Source organism: Halomonas sp. DP1Y21-3 (genome assembly GCF_019801245.1).
GTDB classification, from domain to species: Bacteria; Pseudomonadota; Gammaproteobacteria; order Pseudomonadales; family Halomonadaceae; genus Halomonas; species Halomonas litopenaei.
Genome location: NZ_JAHVJM010000002.1, coordinates 393,884 through 409,040, shown reverse-complemented (window position 1 = coordinate 409,040; position 15,157 = coordinate 393,884). Strand labels below are relative to the sequence as shown.

At 64.6% G+C, this 15,157-nt stretch carries 14 protein-coding genes; 4 read left to right on the top strand and 10 right to left on the bottom strand.

The window, feature by feature from the left end:
- Positions 1–40 precede the first annotated feature (40 nt).
- Positions 41–946: a LysR family transcriptional regulator gene (locus KUV74_RS07015; RefSeq protein ID WP_108132410.1), complete on the top strand. Its 906-nt coding sequence runs from the start codon at positions 41–43 to the stop codon at positions 944–946.
- A gap of 16 nt (positions 947–962) precedes the next feature.
- Here KUV74_RS07015 and KUV74_RS07010 read toward each other — a convergent pair whose 3' ends face one another.
- Entirely contained in the window at positions 963–2,141 is a 1,179-nt protein-coding gene (locus tag KUV74_RS07010; RefSeq protein WP_261395169.1) for a TauD/TfdA family dioxygenase, read from the bottom strand.
- Positions 2,142–2,305: 164 nt separating this feature from the next.
- Between KUV74_RS07010 and KUV74_RS07005 the strand changes: the two genes are divergently transcribed.
- The 3 genes from KUV74_RS07005 (at position 2,306) to KUV74_RS06995 (ending at position 6,002) form a co-directional block, all read left to right on the top strand.
- On the top strand, positions 2,306–3,184 hold the full coding sequence (locus tag KUV74_RS07005) for a LysR substrate-binding domain-containing protein (protein WP_222515991.1): 879 nt from the start codon (positions 2,306–2,308) through the stop codon (positions 3,182–3,184).
- A gap of 236 nt (positions 3,185–3,420) precedes the next feature.
- Positions 3,421–4,758 carry a glycosyltransferase gene (locus KUV74_RS07000; protein WP_222515990.1) on the top strand — a complete coding sequence of 446 codons (1,338 nt, stop codon included), beginning with the start codon at positions 3,421–3,423 and terminating at the stop codon, positions 4,756–4,758.
- A 167-nt stretch (positions 4,759–4,925) separates the two neighbouring features.
- A complete protein-coding gene (locus tag KUV74_RS06995) occupies positions 4,926–6,002 on the top strand; it encodes a sensor domain-containing diguanylate cyclase (RefSeq protein WP_083970241.1) in 1,077 nt (358 codons plus the stop codon).
- 16 nt (positions 6,003–6,018) lie between these two features.
- Here KUV74_RS06995 and KUV74_RS06990 read toward each other — a convergent pair whose 3' ends face one another.
- From KUV74_RS06990 to glcE, 9 genes are all read right to left on the bottom strand, one after another.
- A complete protein-coding gene (locus KUV74_RS06990; protein WP_045991712.1) occupies positions 6,019–6,726 on the bottom strand; it encodes a TVP38/TMEM64 family protein in 708 nt (235 codons plus the stop codon).
- A complete protein-coding gene (locus KUV74_RS06985) occupies positions 6,723–7,568 on the bottom strand; it encodes a zinc-dependent peptidase (protein ID WP_222515989.1) in 846 nt (281 codons plus the stop codon). The genes KUV74_RS06990 and KUV74_RS06985 overlap by 4 nt, the downstream gene beginning before the upstream one ends.
- 2 nt (positions 7,569–7,570) lie before the next feature.
- On the bottom strand, positions 7,571–9,145 hold the full coding sequence (locus KUV74_RS06980; protein WP_045991713.1) for a bifunctional GNAT family N-acetyltransferase/carbon-nitrogen hydrolase family protein: 1,575 nt from the start codon (positions 9,143–9,145) through the stop codon (positions 7,571–7,573).
- Positions 9,146–9,420: 275 nt separating this feature from the next.
- Complete coding sequence (locus KUV74_RS06975) at positions 9,421–9,771, bottom strand: hypothetical protein (protein WP_222515988.1); 351 nt, start codon at positions 9,769–9,771, stop codon at positions 9,421–9,423.
- 533 nt (positions 9,772–10,304) lie between these two features.
- Positions 10,305–10,619: a hypothetical protein gene (locus tag KUV74_RS06970; protein WP_045991716.1), complete on the bottom strand. Its 315-nt coding sequence runs from the start codon at positions 10,617–10,619 to the stop codon at positions 10,305–10,307.
- A gap of 182 nt (positions 10,620–10,801) precedes the next feature.
- Positions 10,802–11,698: a DMT family transporter gene (locus tag KUV74_RS06965; RefSeq protein ID WP_045991717.1), complete on the bottom strand. Its 897-nt coding sequence runs from the start codon at positions 11,696–11,698 to the stop codon at positions 10,802–10,804.
- A 141-nt stretch (positions 11,699–11,839) separates the two neighbouring features.
- Positions 11,840–12,241 carry a GlcG/HbpS family heme-binding protein gene (locus KUV74_RS06960; RefSeq protein WP_045991718.1) on the bottom strand — a complete coding sequence of 134 codons (402 nt, stop codon included), beginning with the start codon at positions 12,239–12,241 and terminating at the stop codon, positions 11,840–11,842.
- Positions 12,242–12,490: 249 nt separating this feature from the next.
- Positions 12,491–13,723 carry a glycolate oxidase subunit GlcF gene (gene glcF / locus KUV74_RS06955; RefSeq protein ID WP_045991719.1) on the bottom strand — a complete coding sequence of 411 codons (1,233 nt, stop codon included), beginning with the start codon at positions 13,721–13,723 and terminating at the stop codon, positions 12,491–12,493.
- A gap of 128 nt (positions 13,724–13,851) precedes the next feature.
- Positions 13,852–14,937: a glycolate oxidase subunit GlcE gene (glcE, locus tag KUV74_RS06950; protein ID WP_222515987.1), complete on the bottom strand. Its 1,086-nt coding sequence runs from the start codon at positions 14,935–14,937 to the stop codon at positions 13,852–13,854.
- Positions 14,938–15,157: the final 220 nt, after the last annotated feature.

The window sequence follows — 15,157 nt, the reverse complement described above, 5'->3', positions numbered from 1 at the left end:
CTCGATGGCAATTCATTGTTGACCTCAAGTGGAGAAAAGGGTGGCGTCACTCGATGATCTGGCGTTCTTTCGTCAACTGGCCCAGGCCGGCAATCTGACCGCCACCGCACGCGAGCTAGGACTGTCGCTGTCGGCGGTCAGCAAGCGCCTGAAGCAGCTGGAGGCGCGGCTCGGGGTGGAGCTCGCCACGCGCACCACCCGGCGGCTTACCCTGACCGCCGAAGGTGAGCGTTACCTGGCGAGGGGAGTCGCGCTACTGGATGAGTTGGCCGAACTGGAAGAGAGCCTGGGCGAGGATCGCGAAGCGCTGGCGGGACCGCTGCGGCTCAACGCGACCTTCGGTTTCGGCCGTCGCCATGTGGCGCCCTTGCTGTCCGAGTTCTGTGCATTGCATCCGGGCATCGAGGCGTCACTGGAACTCTCCAACTTTCCCGCGCCATTGGTGGAGGGCGTGGATCTGGGCATCCGGATTGGCGAGCCCCCCGACTCGCGCCTGGTGGCCCGCCGTCTGGTGGCCAGCCGACGTGTTGCCTGCGCCTCTCCCGACTATATCGAGCGCTGTGGTCGGGCCGAGACTCCCCAGGCGCTGCAGCGCCACGCCTGTCTGGTACTGCGGGAGAATGACAGCGATTTTGCGCTGTGGCGATTCGTCGACGCCGACGGTGTCGAGACGTCGGTCAAGGTCGGCGGGCGCCTTACCAGCAATGACGGTGAGGTCATCAAGCGACTGGCGCTCGATGGTCACGGGGTGATGCTGCGCTCCTGGTGGGACGTTCACGATGAACTGAAGGAGGGGCGCCTTGTCAGCCTGCTGCCGGGCTGGCAGGGGGTGCGTGCCGACTTCTTCGCGGTCTACGCCCAGCGCCGGCACGTCCCCGCGCGCTTGCGTGCACTGGTCGACTTCCTCGCTCGGCGCCTGGCGGCCAGGATCCCGTCACTCGATTGAACAACTGCCGGCCCCGTCAGCCCTTGCGTGCCAGCACTCGCAGCCGGGATTCCAGCATGTCGCGGTCCAGGTAGGTGCCCTGGAGGTGACGCTCCCCGGTGGTGGGATCGAAGGCCTCACGTCCATGCAGTACCCGGCGGTTGTCGAAGGCCACCATCTGCCCGGGACGCAGGTCGAGGGCAATCTGATGCTGTGGTGCATGCAGCAGGGTCCAGAAGTGGTGGTAGGCCTCGTACCAGGGGGTGATCAGGTCGGCAGGCAGGTGCAGGGTGTCACGAATCCAGTTGTTGAAGCGAATCTCGCGGATGCGCCCATCCGTGCCGACGTCGATGACCGGCTCGCGGACGCTGATATCGTGTTCCTCGTCCTGGAAGCGAAAGTCGATGGCGGTCTCGGCCAGAAGCTGGAAGTGATCGGGGTTGGCCGCGCGCAGCGCCTCGGCGACCTGGATGCCGTCGGCGAAGATCGAGCCGCCGCCTTCGGCATCGTTCTTCAGGCAATACAGCAACTGCATGTCCGGCGGTTGGCGCCAGTTGGGCAGGTCCGTGTGCAGCGCCAGGGCGATCGAGGTGTAGGCCGCGTTGTTAGGGTTGGGCTTTGAAATGACGTCGAAGCGAGCCCCGAAGTTGGTGGCCTTGAGCGGGCCAATGCGCCGTGCCAGGCGACTGACCTCCTCGAGTTCCAGCGGCCCCTCGTCGAGCAGCACCAGGCCGTCGCGCAGCAACGCCGTGATCCAGGCCTTTTCGCCGTTGCCACCGGCTACCAGATCGGCATGCCGCACATGCTGGGGGGAAAACGGCGTCTGCCAGGCGACAGGCCGCGGCAGGCTGTCGATGGCGGCCTCGCCGGGGCGACGCTGGTGCAGCCAGCCGGCGGCGAAGCGGCTGTGGTGTCCGTCCTGCCAGTCAAGGTGGAGCTGACCGTGCTCGATGCGGGCCTCGTCGAGCCCTGGAACGGCGGCCATCGGTGTGACCAGGCGTTCCCGGGTCAGCGGGTGGCGGCACTGATCACAGGCGCAGTGATCGCGCAGCCACAACAGAGGAAATTGTCCTCGGTCGCCGTTGTTCCAGACCAGCGAGAGACGCAAGCCTTCAGCGACCACGTCGGTCAGCGTCAGGTGCTGGGGCCAGGGGGCCAGTTCGTGCATATCGATGTGGCCGGCGTCGGCGGTCGAGGTCAACGAGGTGGTGCTCATGGATGGCTCCCAGGTGACGAGTGTTGACGAAATAGGTGACGAGTGTTGACGCCGATGGTGGGGGCTCGAGGCGATGGCGACAAACGACTAATATGACGCCTTAGGCCAAGCCTGGCTTATGACTGTCTTTTTCATCGTCGCTAAACCACAGGGCCAGAAACTACATGCACCGACTTCCTCCTCTGCATTGGCTGCAGGCCTTCGAGGCCTCGGCAAGAACCCTGAGCTTTACCGCGGCGGGCCAGGAACTGTCGGTAACCCAGGCCGCCATCAGTCAACGTATTCGGCTGCTGGAGGACCGCCTGGGGCAGCCACTGTTCGTGCGCCACCCGCGCAGCCTGACGCTGACGCCGGCGGGCCAGGCCTGGTTGCCGAGCGTCCAGGAAGCCTTTGCGCGGCTCGATGAGGGCACCCTGGAGGTGTTCGGCGTGACCCCGGATCGTTCGGTGACGCTGCGCACTACGCCGGCGCTTCAGAGCCAATGGCTGGCGCCTCGTCTGGCACGATTTCACATCGCCCACCCCGAGGTGACCGTGCGTGTGGTCAGCGCCGTCTGGAGTTCGGATTTCGGTGCCGAAGGGGCCGATATCGAACTGCGCTACGGCCAGGGAGAGTGGCGCGGCATGGAGTCGATCTCTCTGGGGGCGTCGTCGTTGTTGCCGGTCTGTACGCCGCCGCTGGCAGGGCAGCTCGTCTCGCTGGATGCCCTGGCCGGGCAGACCTTGCTCCACGCGGCGGGCTTCGCGGCCGGCTGGCCGGCCTGGCTGGAGCACGCCGGGCGCAAGGATCTGTCGAGCCACTGTCACAGTCTGATCTGCGACAACCTGTCCATGGTGATGGCCCTGGCCCGGCAAGGGGCGGGGGTGGCGCTGGTGCACCGCTGCCTGCTGGAAGATCCCCAGGGGCTGGTTGCCCCGTTCGACATAGAGGTGCCCACCCGCGAAGGATTCTGGTTGTGTCGCCCGCGCAGTGCGCAGGGCAGTATCGAAAGCGAACGGCTATGGCGCTGGCTGGCGGGCGAAGTGGCGCCTGGGCCATCGTGACAACTTTGTCGGCAAGAGGTCAGGCCTCGGCACTTTGCTCCAGGAGGGCTGGGGCTGAGCCGCTCGAGTCGGTATGATCGTGCCCGCTTATCGAGCGCTATCGCTGGCGGGCGCTGGCGCTCGTAAGAGCATAGAATTGAGAGTGAGGGTGCCGTCCGGCTCCCGCCTGCACCGCACCTTGGGATTGTCGTCGCCGGGGTGCGGTCCATTATCTGTTTCGGGAGACTGCTGCCGCCGTGAATGTGTTGATGTTCACCAACACCTATGCGCCGATCGTCGGTGGTGTCAGCGAGTCCGTGCAGCGCCTGAAGCACCAGTTGCAGCAGGCGGGGCATCGTGTCCTGGTGGTGGCGCCTCGGCTGGAGGGACAGCCGGAACACGAGCCGGACGTGGTGCGTGTCGTCGCGGTGCAGCACTTCAACGGCAGCGACTTCTCGCTGCCGGTGCCAATCCCCGGACAACTGTTCGACGCCATCGAGGCTTTCGAGCCGGACATCGTGCATTCACACCATCCCTTCCTGCTGGGCGACACCGCAGCGCGCGCGGCGGAAACCTACGGCCTGCCACTGGTGTTCACCCACCACACGCTGTACGAGCACTACACCCACTACGTGCCGGGGGATTCCTCGCGGATGCAGCGCTTTGCGGTGGCACTGGCGACCCAGTACACCTGGCTGTGCGATGAGGTGATTGCTCCCAGCGAGAGCGTCAAGCAACTGCTGGTCCAGCGCGCCGGCAACCCGGACATGACGGTCGTGCCCAGCGGGGTGGACACTTCACTCTTTGCGACGGGCAAGCGTGATCGCTGGCGGGACCACTTCGCGATCCCCGCTGATGCCCGGGTGATCGGCCATCTTGGTCGGCTGGCCAAAGAGAAGAATCTGGCATTTCTGGCGGGCGCGGTGTGCCAGGCGCTGGTCGAGGATGCCGAGGCCTGGTGGCTGGTGGTAGGAGACGGTGATGCCCGAGAAGCGGTGGAAGCCGCCGCCGATCGTCATGGGGTGAGCGAGCGTGTCTGTTTTACCGGCTGCCTGCACGGGCAGGCGCTGATCGACGCCTACCACGCCATGGACGTCTTTGCCTTTGCATCACACAGCGAGACCCAGGGCATGGTGGTGGCCGAAGCAATGGCAGCGGGGCTGCCGGTGGTGGCCCTCGATGCCCCTGGCGTTCGCGAAGTCGTGCGAAATGGCGAGAATGGACGGCTGCTGGCGCATGAGGATGAGCAGGCCTTCGCCCTGGCCCTGGCCGAATGTACCGACGCACGATACTGGCCGGCCCTGCACGAGACCGCCCTGAGCACGGCCCAGGCCTACGACGAGGCTCGCTGCGCCGAGCGCTGCCTGCGGGTCTACCGCCTGGCGATCGCCCGCGGCGGCCCCTTCACCCACGCCGATGACGGCGGCTGGGAGCGTGTACGCAGCCGACTGGGCGCGGAGTGGCAGATGCTACGCTACCGAGGGAGGGTGCTACGCCACCTGGTCCAGGAGGCGTGGCGTGAAGAGTGGCGTGAGGAGCGGCCATCCTGGTGGCCCGGCCAACATGAAGACGAACCCGAACTGCCGTCGAGGTGACGCCGCTTGCTGATTCAAGACACCTAGGTTTAAACGCACAAAATTTTCCGAATAGTGCGTTCATTCATTTTATGCTCATGTGACTCGGCTTCACCAGGAGAGCACGATAGAATCTCCAAAGGCTTCGTTTCTTCGGTTGGATAGAGCGAACAGCGCTCGGTGAGGGTATGACGTTGGAACAGACACGGCAGGACAGCAAGCGATCATCGTCGGCGCAGCGTGATGACGACGCCGTGTCCCTGCGCGCGGATCTGACCATCGAGTTACCGATACGCTTCGTGCATGAGCTGTCCGCGGCCGAATCGCTCCAGGACGTGCTGGATACGGTGGCACGCTGGTCAAGTACGGTGTTTGGCGCCAACCGCGCTTCCATCACTCTGGCGCAGTCCGAGACCGAGCTGACCCTGATCGCCATGGAAGGTAACAACGCCATCCCGATGGATCAGCCTGTGCCGATCTACGGCACCATGGTCGGACGTGTCTATCGCACTCGCCAGGCGGAGTACGCCGAGCGTTTTGACGGGAGTCCCGATCTCGACTGCCAGATGCTCAGTGCCAAGGGGCTAGGGTGCTGTCTCGATGTCCCGATGATCAGCGGCAGTCGCTGCGTGGGCACCATGAACATCGCCCACGAAAGCCCGAATGCCTTCACCGATGAAGATCGTGAGCGCCTGCAGGCCATGGCCCACTGGGTCGCCGCCAGCATACGCATCCATCATCAGATCGAAGAGATGGAAGTGCTGTCCGAGACCGACCCCCTGACCGGGGTGTGCAATCGTCGCGCCTTTGCTACCCGTTTTGCCACCCTGGCCAAGCGCTGGCAGCGCGGCAAGGGAGCGCTGGGTGTCGCGCTGGTCGATCTCGATCACTTCAAGTCGATCAACGATACCTACGGCCATGAATCCGGGGACAGGGTGCTGGTCGCCGTGGCCAAGGCGCTCGACGCAAGCTTTCGCAAGTCGGACCTTATCGCCCGCATGGGGGGAGAGGAGTTCTGCGTGGTCATGGCGGACGTCGACAAGCCTGCCTTGATGTCCGCCCTCGAGCGTTTCAACCTTGCCCTGTCCGAGCTGGAGATACCCGTCGCCGATAGCGTGATACGCGTCACCGCCAGTATCGGTGCGTTGCTGATCGACAGTGACAGCGCTGACCTCGACAGCCTGGTCAATCAGGCCGATCAGGCGATGTACAAGGCCAAGACCAATGGTCGAAACCGAGTCGAGTTCGTGCACGTGACGCAGTAGGTCAGCCGTGGCGGTGCTACTTGCTTTCCACTTGTCTGGATGATCCCCGATCGGCCTTTCTCCCGTCGGCCCAGCGCTTGAGTCCGACCAGCAGGCCGACACCCAGCGCCAGGCCACCCAGCGCATAGAAGATCTCGCTGCGACTGTCGGCGGTGATCAACTCGCCCAACTGGCTGCCGAGCAGGGTGACCCCGGCCAGGCCCGGGGCGATGCCCAGGGTGGAACCGATCAGGTAGTCGCGAAAGCGCAGATGGAAGGCTCCGGCCATCATGTTGGTCAGGGTGAAGGGGGCCAGCGGCAGCAGGTTGACCAGCGTCATGGTGCGGATGCCGCGTCCCGACAGGTAGAGTGACAGGCCGTTCAAGCGCTTTCCCCCGTAGCGCAACAGCGCATCGCGGCCAAGCTTGCGACCGACCCACCAGGTCAGGCAGGAGGCCGACAGGGTACCGATCAGGGCGTAGCCGAAGCCCCACCAGGGGCCAAATACCAGCCCGGTCGCTGCCACCAGCAGACTCAGCGGAAACATCACAAGCGATAGCCCTGCATAGACAGCAGCCACCACGACGATGGCCCAGGGGCTGTCGCGCCACGCCGTGCCACCCTGGGAAAGCTTCATCAGGGTGTCGACGGTAAGCAGGTCATGCATGGCCAGCCACTGCCAGGTCAGTCCCAGCGCTGCCAGCACGGTGATGGCCAGGGTCGGCAGTAGCCAGCGCCTCGTCATCGGGGGGATTCCTGAGTGGCGGGTGAGGGTGCGGGATGGTCGTTATCGGCAGTCAGCGCCCATGTGAGGGGCTGCTGCTGAAAGTAGCGACAGAGCAGATCGTAGAGTCCCGGGTAGGCCTCCATCAGACGGTCGGGGGCGCTGAAGAAGGTCTCGCAGCAGACGGCAAAGCACTCGCCGGGATGGCTCGCGGCGTAGTCATCGATGGGCGTGGGGTCGCCTGCTTCGAGGCGCTTTTGCAGATCCTGCCAGACCGCCGTGAACTCGCGATGCCACTCCCTGGAGGCGATGGTGACCGGCAGTGGTGGAAATCCGTCGACGTCCTGAGAATTGCCCATGTCGAGCTTGTGGGCGAATTCATGGATGACCACGTTGAAGCCATCCAGGCTACCGCTCTCGACCAGATCGGGAAAGGCGATCACCACCGGCCCCTGGTAGAAGGTCTCGCCGGCGCGCTCGTCCTCGTAGACGTGCATCACCCCGGCCTCGTCCATCTCTTCGACCTGGCGACGAAAGGCGTCGGGCAACACCAGTACTTCGTGCACGTTGGCAAAGGCTTCCTGGTGCTCGTGCTCGCTCCAGCCCAGCGTCAGCAGACAGGCCTGGGCCGCCAGGGCCAGGCGTTCCTCGCTATCCAGTGCCGCAGGGTCCAGGTCCGGGTGAAGGCTCAGACGCTTGTCGTGAAGAAACCGCCAGGCACGCTGGCCCAGGCGCTGGGCCGAAGCCTCGGGCACGCGGGCCAGCAAGGGCAGGCGCGCTCGGGCGCCTGCCCAGGTGGCGGCGGGGAAGGGGTGGCGGGCATCGAAGCGGGCCGCCCGCCAGCGCTTGAGTCGTGACAGCACGACTAGCTGTCGTCCTGGTCCCTGGCGCCGGACTTCCACGACCAGTCGCGCAGGCGCAGGTCGAACAGGTCCTTGCGGCGGTCCTTGAGGTTGGTCACCGAGCCCTCGGCGCGCACCACGGTCAACCGCGACAGATCCAGGTCGGAGAACATGATCATCTCGGTGTTGGGGGTGGTCTCTGCCATCACTGCGTCGTGGGGGAAGGCGAAGTCGGAAGGCGAGAACACCGATGACTGGGCGTACTGGATGTCCAGGTTCTCGATGGACGGCACATTGCCGACGCTACCGCACAGCACCACGTAGCATTCGTTCTCGATGGCTCGGGCCTGGGCGCAGTGACGAACCCGCAGATAGCCGTTCTTGGTGTCGGTCCAGAAGGGCACGAACAGCAGGTCCATGTCCTGATCGGCGAGCAGTCGGCCCAGCTCCGGGAACTCCACGTCGTAGCAGATCAGGATGCCGATGCGTCCGGCATCCGTCTGGAATACGCACAGATCCTCGCCGCCCTCGATCACCCAGTCGCGGCGCTCCTGGGGGGTGATATGCAGCTTGGCCTGGCGCTCGATGGAGCCGTCGCGGTGGCACAGGTAGGCCACGTTGTAGAGGCGTCCGTCGTCACCTTCCTCGATCATCGATCCGGCGATGATGTTGATGTTATAGGCCACCGCCATGCGCGACATTTCGGTCTTGAAGCGCTCGGTGAAGCCGGCCAGAAAGCGGATGGCCGCCATCTGGTCCTGCTGGGCGGCGCGGTCCTGAAGGCCCATCAGCGGTGCATTGAACAGCTCCGGGAAGACCGCAAAGTCGCTCTGGTAGTCGGACAAGGCATCGACGAAGTACTCGACCTGCTGCAGCACCGCCTCCACCGAGGCGAACTCGCGCATCTGCCACTGCACGGCGCCGACTCGAACCTGGGTCGGACGACTTTCCAGCATGCGTTCGGCCGGCTCGAACAGGATGTTGTTCCACTCGAGCAGGGTCGCGTAGCCCTGGGACTTCTCGTCTTCCGGCAGATACTTGCGCAGCAGGCGCTTGACCTGGAAGTCGTTGGACAACTGGAACGACAGGATCGGGTCATGCAGCTCCTTGCGCGAGACCTTGTCGATGTACTCGCTCGCCGACATGCTGTCGGCCACCCGGTGATACTCGGGGATGCGTCCGCCGGCCAGGATGGCCTTGAGGTTGAGCTGGCGACAGACCTCCTTGCGCGCCTCGTAGAGGCGACGGCCAAGGCGATAGCCGCGGTAGTCGGGGTCGATCAGCACGTCGATGCCGTACATGGCATCGCCGTCCTTGGCGTTCTGGATCGTCTCGCGCTTGCCGATCAGGTCGTCGTACTTGTGCGGGTTGGAGAACTCCTCGTAGTCGACCAGGGCGGTAAGCGCCACGCCGATGACCCGGCCGTCGTCCTCGATGACGATCTGGCCGTCAGGAAACTCCGCCACCAGCCTGTCGATGGTGATCCTGGGCCAGGCTCCGCCGATGTCGTGGTAGACCTTGTCCATCAGCCCCTTGAGCTGAGGGTAGTCGTCACAGGTGAGGTTACGGAGATTGAGCTGAAGATCATCGAGGGACATGAAGCGTTCCTCCGGAAATGGACCGCATAGTCTAACATGCCGCCCAGGGCAAGGCGGAACGAGGTGTGCAGCATAGCGCAAAAGCATAAGCGTTATGCATCTAAAGCTCGGGGGGCAGTAGTGCACATCAAGGGAAGCATGAAGCGCTGGAGAGAGCGCTGGAAAGAACGCGTCCAACAAACAGCGGGCCTTGCCACGACAAAGGCCCCGCCGTAGCGGAGCCTTGGGATGCTGCGTGCAAGCTCTGCAGCGCAGGTGTCCTGCAATCTGGAGGCTTAGACGTCGTTTTCCGGCTCGTTGGCCGAATCGACACCGCTGTCTTCCACCAGGTCGCCCTCGTCCAGCGCCGACTGGCTGTCGCTGGCGGAAGCGTCGTCGCTGGGCGCGTGGTTGGAGTCGACACCGCCATCCTTGACGATCTCGCCTCCGGGAATGGCGCCATCTTCGCCCTCGGCCTTCGCTGAATCGTTGGAGGAGTCGACGCCGCTATCTTCAGGCATGACTTGCTCCTGCTTCATCTCTTCGTCTCCCTCGGCGTGGTGATCGGCCAGGGCGGCGCTGGAGAGCAGGCCGATCAAGCCGGCCAGGGCGAGGCGCTTCAGCAGTGTGGTCTGGTAGGTGTTCATCGTAGTACCTCCGGGTTGTAGCTGTTGATGATGCTCTGATGACGGCCCAACGGCATTCCCGTCGTCGACCTTTCATTGTCCGTCGCTTCATGCGGGGACTGAAGGGTGGGGGGCGGGATGTGGGGCGGGTCGTGAGCAGGCCTGCTCGCGACATATTGCGTCACCTTCCTGGTGACGCCATCGAGTGGGTGGCCTGAGCCCTTCCGTGGGCCCTGTGTTCTTCCCTGTCGGTGTCGGGCACTGAGCCTGTCCGCTGGCTCTGTTGGGCTTCCTGCCCAGCGGTTCCTTCCTGGAACCTCTTGCGGCCATCCTGGCCGCTATCACGCGGCGATGACTGCCACGCGGCTGTTCGGGTCAAGGCCTGGGCCCTTCCGTGGGCCCCGAGATCGTCCATGGGGATATCGGGCGCGAGCCTGTCCATCGCTCAGTCGTGGGCGTCCTGCCCTGCGGTTCCTTCCTGGAACCACCAGCGGCCATCCTGGCCGCCATGCCGTGGCGAGTCCCTGCCACTGTGACCATCCGTGGCCTGGCGATTATTCGGTGTCGTTGGCGGAGTCGACGCCGCTATCCTCTGCCAGCTCACCCTTCGGCTGGGTCTCGGACATGCTGTCGTCGGCTTGCTCGGCGCTGTTGGAAGAGTCGACGCCACCGTCTTCGACGAGGGGCTTGTCGGCATTCATGGCGCTGTCATCGGCCATGCTGGAAGAGTCTTGCTGTTCGGTCACATTGTTTGAGGTATCGACGCCGCTTTCCTGGGCTTCGTTTTCCTCATGGTGAGCGGCCATGGCCATGCTGGAGAACAGTGCCATCGTGCTCATGAGTGCTGCGGCCTTGACGATGTGTTTCATGCGGAACCTCTCGTCGCTGGATTTGCAGAGGCCGTTGGCGTCCTGTGCTCAACGGTTGTACTAAACCTATACAACGCATGGTGGTTTTGCAAATACGGACGTTATTCTTGTCTAATTATGGTTAGCCGTTTCAGCGACATCTTGACGTCCTCGGCCCTTGTGACGGGGCCGCGGGACGAAAGTCAGCGGGCCTCGCCGTGACGGCGGATCGGCTGCCGGAAGGTCTGGGCCGTCAGCACGCCGGCAAGCACCAGAGCGCCGCCGCTGAGGTGGTACCAGCCAAGCCGTTCGCCGAGCCAGAGCATGGCGATCAGGGCGCTGAACAGCGGCATCAGGTTGATGAAGATGCTGGCGCGGCTGGCGCCGATGTGGCGAATCGCGAACATCCACAGATAGGTGGTGATGATAGAGGCGGGGATGCCGGCGTACAGGATCAGGCCGGCGTTGCTTGTGTCGATCGGTGTCATTGGGCCCAGCAGGTAGGCCGGCAGCAACAGCAGGACGGCGAACACCGCTTGAACGTAGAGCATGACCCAGGGCGATATGGCAAGCGGCCAACGCTTGAGCATGACCCCGTAAAGGGCGTAGCAGGTCGCGGCCACCACCATCAGCGCATCGCCAGGGGCCACTTCCAGGTTGGCCAGGACGGCGATGTCACCTCTGCCGAGTAGCCACAGCACGCCCGCGAGAGCCATCACGCCGCCCAGGCAGCCGCCCCAGCTAGGTGGCTCACGCAGCACCAGGGCGCTGAGCAGAATCGTCAACAGCGGCACCATGGCCGCCAGAATGCCCATGTTGGTGGCGCTGGTAGAGGCCGCCGCGACGTAGGCCAATCCTTGCCACAGGGCCATGCCCAGCAGTCCCAGAAGCGCAAGCTTGGGCCAATGCGTGGCGATGGCGTGTCGCTCGCGCCAGCTCTGGCGCCAGACGAAGGGCGTCAACACGGCCACCGCCAGTAACCAGCGCAGGAAGGCGATGCTGCTGGGGGCGATGGTGCCGACGGTCAGCTGGTTGATGGTCATGTTGCCGGACCAGATCAAGACGGCGCCCAGGGGGGCCAGAAAGGGCAGGAGGGGCATCGGGACGGGTCCATGTCATCGAGAAGGTCTGGCGGAAAAGGCACCGCCGCCTATCAAGGCGGCGGTCGATAACGCAATACCAGTTGTACAGCAGGCTTGTACAGGATTCGAGTGACGTATCACTGTGTCCTGCCCAGGCGTTTAGCCGATAGCGGCGGCTCCGGCCTTGGCGACCTGGATGTCCTGGTCCGGCTTGACGCCGGAGATGCCAACGGCACCGGCCACCTGGCCGTCGATGATCACCGGCACGCCACCGGACATCAGGCCCTCCATGGGCGCCGACAGGAAGGCGTTGCGGCCGCCGTTGATCATGTCTTCGAAGACCTGGGTCTCCTTGCGACCGATGGCGGCGGAGCGGGCCTTGGCCATCGCGACGTCGGCACTGAACGGTGCAGCGCCGTCGAGACGGCGCAGGCCCAGCGGGTAGCCGCCATCATCGCTGACGACGATGGTCACGGCGAAGCCATTGGCCTCGGCTTCCTTCTGGGCAGCGTCGAGGATGGCGTTGACCTGGGACTGGTCGAGGTAAGGCTTGGTCGGCATGGGGAGTCCTTGTGATTGAGGGTTGTGGTTAATGTGGAAAATATTTTCGTTTTTAGTCTAGGCGCTCTGGGCCTGTCTGACCAGAGCCTCGTCGACGATCTCGATCCAGTGGCTCTCGCGCTAGCCCAGCGCTTCATCGACGATCTCGATCCAGTGGCGCACCGGGGTGCGGTTGGTCGCGGCGAGATGGGTCTGGCACCTGAAGATGTCAGCGCGGTTACCATCCGTCCATTGCGCCATGATCACATGCTAGCCAAGGGCCTCGTCGACGATTTCGATCCAGTGGCGCACCGGGGTGCGGTTGGTGGCGGCGAGATGGGTCTGGCAGCCAATGTTCGCGGTGACAACCACCTCCGGCTTGCCTTCCTCCAGCGCGTCCATCTTGTTGTCACGCAACTGGCGTGACAGTTCGGGCTGGGTGATCGAGTAGGTGCCGGCGGAGCCACAGCAAAGGTGACCATCTCGCACCGGCGTCAGGGTGAAGCCCATCCTGGTCAGTACCGTTTCCACCGCGCCGTTGAGCTTCTGGGCGTGCTGCAGGGTGCAGGGGCAATGGAAGGCCAGGCGCTGGTCGGCGCGTACGTCGAGGGTTGTCAGGTCTTCCTGCCCCAGCACCTCGACCAGGTCCTTGGCGGCCTCGCTGACCCGGCGCGCCTTCTCGGCATAGTCGGGGTCGTCGGCCAGCACTTCGACATACTCCTTGACGAAGGCGCCGCAGCCGCTGGCGGTCTGGATGATGGCCTCGCAGCCGGCGTCCAGGTGAGGCAGCCAGGCGTCGATGTTGCGTCTGGCTCGCTCGCGTCCGGCTTCCTGGGCGTTCAGGTGAAAGTCGATGGCGCCGCAGCAGCCGACCTCGGGGGCAGGCGTCAGGCCGATCCCCAGGCGGTCCAGCACGCGGGCAGTGGCGGCATTGGTGTTGGGCGAAAGACCAGGCTGCACGCAGCCTTCGAGAATCAGCATCTGGCGCGGATGACGCTTGCCGTCGGGGCGCTTGCCAGCGTCGACCGGGGCCGGGGGCATCTTGCTCTTGAGCGCCCCGGGGACCAGCGGCTTGAAGGTCTGGCCCAGCGCCAGCAGGGCCTTGAACCGGCCGGGCTCGACCAGTGCCTTGCGCAGGCCGAAGCGAAGCGCCTTGTCGGAGGTGCTGCGCGGCACACGCCGCTCGATCTCGGCGCGGCCGATATCCAGAAGCTTGTGGTACTCGACGCCTGAGGGGCAGGTCGTCTCGCAGTTGCGACAAGTGAGGCAGCGGTCGAGGTGAAGACGGGTTTCCTCGGTGATCTGGTCGTCGTCTTCAGGGCTTTCGAGCATCTCCTTCATCAGGTAGATGCGGCCGCGCGGACCGTCGCGCTCATCGCCAAGCAACTGGTACGTCGGGCAGGTGGCATTGCAGAAGCCGCAGTGGACGCAGCTTCTCAGGACTCTGTCGGCCTCGCGAATGTGCGGCTTCTCGAGGTCTTTTTCGCTGAAATGGGTCTGCATGTTGTTATCCGCTAGTCATGGTCGAGGCCCGGACCTTCGCCGGGGCCAAACGGGGGATCAGGTCGTCTGTCGATGGCTGTCCGATCATGCCGCCTTCGCCGGGCGGCTGTGATCGTTCAGTGCCCGGTCTACCAGTCCGGATACAGTCGGCGCGGATTGAAGATGCCGTCGGGATCGAGCTTGCGTTTCACCCGCTCGTGGTACTTGGCGACCACCGGCTGCAGTGGCGTGAAGGGCTCGGCGGCGCCCGGTGTGAAGCAGGTGGCGTGGCCACCTGCCTGGGCGACGGCGTCGCGCAGCGACTCGGCGTCGACCTGCCCCTTGAGCCAGCGCTGATTGCCGGCCCAGTCGAGCAGCAGTTGATGTGGCTCGACGCCGGCGATGTCCAGGCTCGGGGTGTTGGTCGGCAGGCTGATCCGCCACAGCGGCGTGCTGGCATCCCTGAAGAAGGGCAGCGACAGCTCTCGGAGCTCGCGCCAGAAGTCGGCCTCGAGGGTGTCCCCGCCGATCGCCTCGCGGGTGGCGGCCACCGAGCTTGTACCGCCTTCGAGACGCAGATGCAGGGCACCACTGTGCCAGGCTGCTGCGCTCAAGGGGAGCGGCTTGCGTCCCCATTCGGCCAGACGACTCAGAGCCTCTGACTGGGACATTTCCAGACGCAGGCTGGCGCTGGCGGTGGGTAGCGGCAGCACCTTGAGGGTGACTTCGGTGATCAGTCCCAGGGTGCCCTGGGCGCCGACCATCAAGCGTGACAGGTCGTAACCTGCCACGTTCTTCATGACTTCGCCGCCGAAGCGCTGTTCACGCCCCTGGTGATCGAGTACCCGCAGGCCCAGCACGAAGTCCCGCACCGAGCCGGCCCAGGGGCGGCGGGGCCCGGACAGTCCGGCGGCGATGGTGCCGCCGACGGTGGCCTCGGCACCAAAGTGTGGGGGTTCGAAGGGCAGCATCTGGCCCTGGTCGGCCAGCGCCTCCTCGAGTTCGGAGAGAAGGGTGCCGGCACGCACCGAGACGATAAGCTCGACTGGATCGTAGCTGGTGATACCGCGGTGTTCGCGGGTGGATACCGGCGTACCTTCCACCGGGCGGCCATAGAAGGCCTTGGTGTTGCCGCCGACGATGCGAAGCGGACGTTCGTCGCTTGCCGACTGGATCGCTTCGGACAGAGCCGCGAGGCCGTCGAAGGCGGAAGGGGAAACGTCATTGTTGGACATGGTGGTACCTGAATTCCGACAAAGAGGGACAAACGTCGACAAGGCGCGACACACGGAGCACGGCAGCGCTGCAAGGGCGTCACGGTCGTTGGCAGGAGACGAGGCTTGCCGCCTTCCTGCCTGAACCGTGACCCTTTCCTGCGGCGCCTGGAATCGCGGCGGCTCTGGCTAGAACCTTGGCAGTTCCGGGTGCGGCAGCTCGTTGTTGTGCACCATGCAT